General features: G+C 37.1%; 3 protein-coding genes and 1 tRNA gene. 2 read left to right on the top strand and 2 right to left on the bottom strand.

Annotated features, from left to right (window positions below):
* Window positions 1-44: 44 nt before the first annotated feature.
* Window positions 45-120 (bottom strand) — tRNA-Asn (locus tag KO495_RS08605).
* A 643-nt stretch (window positions 121-763) separates the two neighbouring features.
* On the opposite strand from KO495_RS08605, the gene KO495_RS08600 reads away from it, so the two are divergent.
* Together KO495_RS08600 and uvrB are read left to right on the top strand one after the other, a co-directional pair.
* The gene (locus tag KO495_RS08600) at window positions 764-2,131 is read left to right on the top strand and encodes an MATE family efflux transporter (protein ID WP_215980002.1); all 1,368 of its coding nucleotides are present in this window, start codon (window positions 764-766) and stop codon (window positions 2,129-2,131) included.
* Window positions 2,131-4,140 carry an excinuclease ABC subunit UvrB gene (gene uvrB / locus KO495_RS08595; protein WP_215980001.1) on the top strand — a complete coding sequence of 670 codons (2,010 nt, stop codon included), beginning with the start codon at window positions 2,131-2,133 and terminating at the stop codon, window positions 4,138-4,140. Before KO495_RS08600 ends, uvrB begins: the two co-directional genes overlap by 1 nt.
* A gap of 14 nt (window positions 4,141-4,154) precedes the next feature.
* Here the strand turns inward: uvrB and KO495_RS17525 are convergent, their stop codons facing one another.
* Window positions 4,155-6,020, bottom strand: coding sequence for a GGDEF domain-containing protein (locus KO495_RS17525; protein WP_215980000.1), 1,866 nt, complete (start codon window positions 6,018-6,020; stop codon window positions 4,155-4,157).
* Between the last annotated feature and the right edge of the window lie 105 nt (window positions 6,021-6,125).

The following is a 6,125-nucleotide window of genomic DNA, read 5'->3' as shown; positions in this document are numbered from 1 at the left end:
GCTATTGGGGAATAAACTTTTTACTTCTGTTTACAAGAAGAATGTGGCTCCCCAAACTGGGCTTGAACCAGTGACACATGGATTAACAGTCCATCGCTCTACCAACTGAGCTATTGGGGAATTATAACTGCTTTTCTTTCGATAAGCTTGCTAACCGTCTCGGCTAACGGGGCGGAATATTAAAGACCTGTGGGCTGAGTGTCAACACAAAAAATAAAAAAAAATTAAATATTTTATTTTTGATGGAAATATAAACATCAACGCCTATTAAATGCTCATTAGCGTTGCTTTTTTCATCAGCAATACTATTGTCATTGCTTTTTCACTTATCTCGTTTGTATATTTTATAGCGTCGCTAAATGAACACGCAATTCATACAGTTATCCACTAAAGCTGTGGATAACTTTGTGAGTTAAAGTGTTACAAAGTAGGGCACTTTCCATTCTATTGAGCTTGCGCTAAGTCAACATAAAATTGATTTTATATTTTTTCTTTTAAAATCAGTTGGTAATGTGTTTTTCGTGTTTTTTATATTTGGTGGATTGTTTTTTAATCAGTTACAAATTTGGGAAAAATATTGTGTGTTTTTTTATTACCTTATTTTATGACATTGTAATTTAGTATTGCTTAAATGGTGTGAATAACAAGGATTTTTTGATTATTTGTAACATTTAAAAAGTAAACTAGGCTAGGTAAACCATCGTAATTCTTTTACAATAATAACTATAAATTAGTGCTTCCCCTAAATATTACCGATAACTTAATGACAAATAATACAAAGCAAGTTGACCTACTTGAAGATCCTGTTGCTAATACCCTAAAACGCATGACGATACCTATGATTTACGGCATGGTATTATTAATGACCTTTAATCTAGTTGATACTTTCTTTGTTAGTTTATTAGGTACGCAGCCTTTAGCTGCTATTAGTTTTACTTTTCCCGTTACGTTCACTGTAATTAGCTTAACTATTGGTTTAGGTATAGGCACTTCAGCAGTCATTGCTAAATACTTAGGGCGAAAAGATCACGAATCTGCTAAAGACGCTGCTACGGCCGCGCTTTATCTTGCGGCAATTGTTGTTGCGGCAATTTCCTTTGTCGGCTATTTAGTTACCGATGAGCTCTTTATGTTATTGGGAGCCCAAGCGTCAGTATTACCGCTAATTCATCAATATATGGATATTTGGTATGTTGGTAGTGTTTGTTTAATTGGCCCTATGATAGGTAATGCTATTTTGCGTGCCTCAGGTGATACCAAGACCCCGAGCATTATTATGGGAAGTGCAGGGCTTATTAATGCAATATTAGACCCTATCTTTATTTTTGGTGTTGGTCCTATTCCTGCTATGGGAATTCAAGGAGCTGCTATTGCTACTTTGGTGTCATGGATCTTTGGTCTTGTCTTTGTTTTTTATGTATTAACAACCAAACTAAACCTTATTCACACTTCGTTTATTCCCAGCAAGCAATTACTGTCTGCTTGTCGTAATATTTTAAAAATTGGTTTACCTGCAGCAGGGGCTAATATGTTAACTCCTATTGCAGCAGCAATAATGACCGCGATTGTTGCCGGTTACGGTGAGTCTGCAGTGGCCGCTTTTGGTGTCGGCTCAAGAATTGAGTCCATAGCCTGTTTGGTGTTATTGGCACTGTCTATGACTTTACCGCCTTTTATTAGTCAGAACTTTGGTGCAGGGCAGTTATCCCGGGTTGAACAAGCTTATAAAAGCACGATAAAATTCGTGCTTGCTTGGCAAATACTTATTTATATTATTCTAGCGGTGAGTGCACCATGGATAGCAAGTATATTTGCCAAAGAGCAAGCCGTAGCTGAGCTTATTACCTTGTTTATTTGGATCCTACCGTTAGGTTACGGGTTACAAGGGGTTATTATTTTAACTAACTCTTCTTTTAATGCGCTACATAAACCCATGGTCGCTTTGGTGTTAAGTGTTATTCGCTTGTTTGTTTGTTATATACCGTTAGCTTTTATTGGAAGTTATTTTTATGGACTAACGGGGCTATTTATTGGTGCACTAGTTGGTATTTTAGTCATGGCTATGATTTCTTATCGTTTATTTATAAAACAATTTTCTAATGATAACTGCTTACTTCAGGAGCATACTTGATGAAATCTTTAACCTTATGCTCTGATTACACGCCAAGTGGTGACCAACCAACAGCAATAAAGCAGTTACTTTCAGGTATTGACTCTGGATTAGCGCATCAAACATTGCTCGGTGTAACAGGCTCAGGTAAAACTTTTACTATCGCTAATGTGATTGAAAAGCTCAATAGACCCACCATGATGTTGGCGCCTAATAAAACTTTAGCCGCGCAGCTTTATGGGGAAATGAAAGAGTTTTTTCCTGATAATGCAGTAGAGTACTTCGTTTCATACTACGATTACTATCAGCCAGAAGCATATGTGCCAACAACAGATACCTTTATTGAAAAAGATGCTTCGGTTAATGAACATATTGAACAAATGCGTTTGTCTGCAACCAAAGCATTATTAGAGCGACGTGATGTTATTATTATTGCTTCGGTATCCGCTATTTATGGTTTAGGTGATCCTGACTCTTATTTAAAAATGATGCTCCATATCAGTCAAGGCGACATCATTAACCAGCGTGATATTTTACGCCGTTTAGCTGAATTACAATATACACGTAATGATGTCGCTTTTGCGCGAGCTACCTACCGTGTTCGCGGTGATGTTATTGATATTTTTCCTGCCGAGTCAGATCGTTTAGCACTACGAGTGGAGCTTTTTGATGAAGAAATAGAGCGTATTAGTCAATTTGATCCCTTAACTGGGCAAGTTGAGCGTACGCTCGCACGTGTTACGGTATACCCTAAAACGCATTATGCTACCCCACGAGAAAAAATATTAGCAGCGGTTGAGCAAATTAAAATAGAGTTAAAGCATCGCTCAGAGCAGCTTAAAAGTAATAATAAATTAGTTGAAGAGCAGCGAATATCACAAAGAACACAGTTCGATATTGAAATGATGACTGAGCTTGGCTATTGCTCAGGTATAGAAAACTACTCTCGTTATTTATCAGGCCGCGGCGCTGGTGAAGCACCACCTACATTATTTGACTACTTACCGGATGATGGTTTACTTATTATTGATGAGTCGCATGTTACAGTACCGCAGATTGGCGCTATGTATAAAGGTGATCGCTCACGTAAAGAAAACTTAGTAGAGTACGGTTTTAGATTACCATCAGCGCTCGATAACCGCCCGATGAAATTTGAAGAGTTTGAAGCTTTATCTCCGCAAACCATTTATGTTTCGGCAACGCCTAGCCAGTATGAAATAGACAAGTCGGCAGGCGATGTTGCTGAGCAAGTTGTTCGACCAACCGGTTTACTCGACCCTGAAATTGAAGTGCGGCCAGTAGAAACACAAGTTGATGACTTACTGTCAGAAATACATAAACGCTTACCACTTAATGAACGAGTTTTAGCAACTACGTTAACTAAACGTATGGCAGAAGATTTAACTGATTATTTAGATGAGCATGGTATTAAAACACGTTACCTTCACTCTGATGTTGATACTGTAGAGCGTATGGAAATTATTCGAGATTTCCGTTTAGGTAAGTTTGATGTTTTGGTCGGCATTAACTTGCTCCGAGAAGGGCTTGATATGCCCGAGGTTTCTCTCGTTGCTATTCTTGATGCCGATAAAGAAGGCTTTTTACGCTCAGAGCGTTCATTGATACAAACCATTGGTCGTGCGGCTCGTAATTTGAACGGACGAGCTATTTTGTATGCCGACCGAGTAACTAAATCAATGCGTTTTGCCATTGATGAAACAGAGCGAAGACGAGCTAAGCAGCATCAATTTAACCTTGATAACAATATCACGCCGCAAGGGGTCATTCGTAAAATCACTGATGTGATGGATGTTGGTACATACAGTGATAAAAAGCAGCTTAATAAAGTAGCAGAGTCTATTGCTCAGTATAATGTTGATGAAGAGGTACTCAGTACTAAGCAAATTGACGATAAAATTACTGCGCTTGAGAAACAGATGTTAAACCACGCGCAAAACCTAGAATTTGAGCAAGCGGCATCGATACGAGACCAAGTAGCAAAGTTAAGAGTACAACAGCTCTCAAGTTAACCTTTTTAGTTTAATTAACTAGCAACGATAATACAGTTTCTGCCATTGTCTTTTGCTTGATATAAGGCTATATCTGCTTGATTAAATAGTTGGTTGAAAGTTATTTTTGAAGAGGATAGCTCTGCAATGCCAAAGCTAGCAGATATGTTAATTGTATGCTTGTCTACCACGATGGGCTTATTCTCTATGGCTTTTCTAATTCTTTCTGCTATTTCATAAGCTTGTGTTGCAGAAGTATTAGGTAACACCACTAAAAACTCCTCTCCACCTATGCGACCTAATATATCATTCGCTCTTACGTATTCATTGCCAATAGTGGCTATTTTCTTCAACACTATATCACCAGTGGTATGCCCGTAGGTGTCATTTACTTTTTTAAAGTGATCTATGTCAAAAGCGATAATTGCAAAGTTATGCTGCTCATTTTTGGCTTGTTCAAGTATCTTTTCAGCATAGCTGAAAGTATATCTGCGATTAGCCAACTCAGTTAAGGTATCGGTATTTGCCAATTTATGTAGTACTTTACTCGTTCTGCTTTGACGGTAGATAAAAAAGGTTAGGCTTAGGGCAAAAAGAGAGACGAGAATAATGAAAAGTGTTTGAAGCTCTTGCTTTTGTTCTGCATTTTCAAGCGCGGCTTTATCTAGTAACTTATCACGCTCCAGTAGTTGATTTTTTAACAGTGCTTGATCGGTATCAAACATGATTTTGTATTTAGAGCGAATTACTTCTCGCTCTGTATTTTGATAGCTGCTGACAAGCTCATGGGCATCCTTTTGATATTGATAAGCACTTTGGTAATCGTTATTAAATACAGCGATTTCAGCTTTTAAGTTTAAAACCTTGGCATACCATGATAGTACTTTTTTTTTATCTATAGTTGCTAGTAGATCGTCTGCTTGCTGTAGATAACTATGTGTTAAAGGAATATCTTTTTCAGAAAATGCAATTAAAGCAGTTAAAACAATATCATCTAACTTCCTAAAAGGATTGTCGGAGTTTGGGCGCTTTTCTTTATACAAAGCAAAATAGTGTTGCGCTTTAACATCTTCACCTTTCCAAAGGTAAGATTTTGCCATACCTGAGTACGCAACATGAATAGCATGACCTTCAACGACAGAAGATAACTCAACAATACGCTGGTAACTTTCAATGGCATCGTCATAAGCATTCATTTTCATATAGGTATGCGCGAGGGTATTATGTGCAGATACTTCATCAAAAAAGTATTGATGCTGATTTAAGTACTCAATCGCTTCGTTAGCTAAACTAATAGCTCTTTCATAATCATATACATTGGAGTAAGCATGAGACATTTGTATTTTTAAATAGGCAAGCTCTAGCTTGTCATCTAACGCTTCAATATGTAAATAAGCTTGATGAAAGTATTTTAACGCCTCACTATCGTCATGATTGTATAGGTATGAATTGGCGATTACCGCATAAGTTTCACCAACTAATACATCATTTTCACTCTCTTTTGCATTTTTTTCAGCTTGTAAATATAGTGCCATCGCTTCTTTAGGTTTGCCTAGCTCATCAAGCACTCCGCCATGCGTTAATAATAATGAAATACCATCATGGTTTGTTAAATCGGTTTTTAAACGATAAAACTGATTAATATGATTAAGACTCTTTTCTAAATCGCCTAAATAAAAATGATATTCGGCTAATCTAGCAAGTAAAGCTGATTCAGATAAAGGAGATAGGCTATCTTTATGTTTATCAAGAAGATCGCGAACATACTCTAAAGCGAGTAAGGGGTTTTTATCATTAAGAGTATCGGCTTTAAAAAGCGCTTCTTGAAACCACTCAGAGTTGATAGTGAATGCGTTAGCTTTTATGCTGTAATTACTGGTGAAAAAAAGACAAAATAACACGATTAAACACGCGTTTATTTTTATTTTATACGTGTTCGAAAACAGGAATTGATTACTCATAACTAAACACTCTTCACTTTATATCACTTTTTATCATGCTTTTAA

Origin of the sequence: Colwellia sp. D2M02 (assembly GCF_018860755.1) — a bacterium.
Taxonomy (GTDB): Bacteria; Pseudomonadota; Gammaproteobacteria; order Enterobacterales; family Alteromonadaceae; genus Colwellia; species Colwellia asteriadis.
The sequence above is the reverse complement of the archived record's forward strand: the minus strand, read 5'-3'. Positions and strand labels throughout refer to the sequence as shown.